2 protein-coding genes are annotated in these 1,582 nt (G+C 37.0%); both read right to left on the minus strand.

Going from position 1 to position 1,582, the window contains the following annotated elements:
- Positions 1-34: 34 nt before the first annotated feature.
- Positions 35-160, minus strand: a complete 126-nt coding sequence (locus BUC45_RS00720) for a hypothetical protein (RefSeq protein ID WP_296969445.1) — start codon at positions 158-160, stop codon at positions 35-37.
- A gap of 89 nt (positions 161-249) precedes the next feature.
- A partial coding sequence (gene brxL / locus BUC45_RS00725; RefSeq protein WP_296969447.1) for a protease Lon-related BREX system protein BrxL occupies positions 250-1,582 on the minus strand: 1,333 nt, incomplete at its 5' end.

The raw sequence follows: 1,582 nt of genomic DNA on the forward strand, positions 1-1,582 counted from the left end.
CGTATATGACGTAGATTTTATCTTTTAGCATATTTTATATTATTTCACCTTCCTGATAGACATTTTGTAGGTGCTCATTTACCGTTCTTACATCAACATAAAATAACTCAGCCATCATCTTTTGGGTAAGCCAAACAGGCTCATCTTCTAATGATTTCATACTTTTTCTTAAACTACAATAAATTGCTTTCATTTTTCATTCAAAATCAAGCGGTGCAATTTCGCATTGATACTTAGTTAAAATGATACCTATTCAACCCCAAAGGCTTTAAAAACAGCATCCTTAGGATCTTGATAAAAAGATATTTGAAATTTTGCAAACAACTCAGGAGGAACTGTTCCTATGTCTGCCGCAGAAGACATAGGAAGTAAAACTTTTTTTGCTCCTGAATCAAAACACACTTGAAGAACATTTGCCAGTTCTTCTACTTTATTAATAGTTCCGCCTATGCTCATAGAACCTAGTACTACCATCTGGCTTTGCACCGGCTTGTTTAAAGCTCCTGAGCATAATGCAATAAATGCAGCTAGTGCCAACTCTGATGTAAGCCCTATGCCTTGAATATCTTCAACATGCATTAGATAATCTTTTTTTGATGTACTTATAGTGCCACTTATATTCTTGCTATTCGCTCTAAAGTATCTAAAAGCGGTTTCAATTGCTTCCTTCGCTTCTCTGTCTGAACCAAGACCTGTTTTTTCAAACTTACCAGTGCCATTTACTACCTCGGTTTCTATTTTATAGACTCCAATCATGCCCGACTTTCCACGACTGACAGTATATAAATGCCCAGGCTTACTTAATCCTTCTGGAATTATCTTGCCCCCGCCTTGTTCCGGCACAGATACAAATTTTTCTTCCATGGTTTCGATGTCTATATATGAAAAATGCACATCATAAAACTCCATACCACCTATTTTCTTGAGCTGCTCCTTAACCCTTCTTCGACCCACTAAGGCATATCTTAATACTTCTTCTACATCTTCTTTTGAAAAGTTCCCATCCGGATAAATTAACTTAAGTAAACCTGATACAGTCTTTCTGACAGCAATTACATCCCTCTGATTTAAGTTGTTGCCTAGCCTAAAATATTTGTCAAAAGCATCAGTAAAAGATCTTTTCCTCATTTCTCGCATAAATTCAGACAAATAGTCGGTAATGAACCCATATTCATCGGTAAAATACTCGGGCCGCATTTTGGGTATTTCCCATCCGGGTAAATAATAGTGCATACGGTCAAAAAAAGCTGCATCATTAGCCATGGCTTCAGGGAACGGCTCAAATAAATGAGATGTTTTTAAAAGCACATCAACGCTCTGATTTATGTTTCCAATAAATACCATTGATGCATTTGCATTTTTTTCTTCCTTACCTCTTGCAAAAGATCCGGATGCCATAAAATCTTTCATAATCTGAATCCCATCTTGGTCTTTAAATTTTATCCCTGCCACTTCATCAAAGGCAACACAGTCCCATAGTCCAACAAGGCCGATTTGCCGTGATGCCATGTTATAAAATAAATTCGCTACAGTAGTTTGCCCTCCGGACACTAGTATAGAATTAGGCGAGATTTCTTTGTAC

Source organism: Tepidanaerobacter sp. EBM-38 (genome assembly GCA_001896545.1).
In the GTDB taxonomy this organism is placed as follows: domain Bacteria; phylum Bacillota; class Thermosediminibacteria; order Thermosediminibacterales; family Tepidanaerobacteraceae; genus Tepidanaerobacter.

Coding starts and splice junctions, on each gene's coding strand:
- BUC45_RS00720 (WP_296969445.1), bottom strand. CDS start 160: ATGAAATCATTAGAAGATGAGCCTGTTTGGCTTACCCAAAAGATGATG.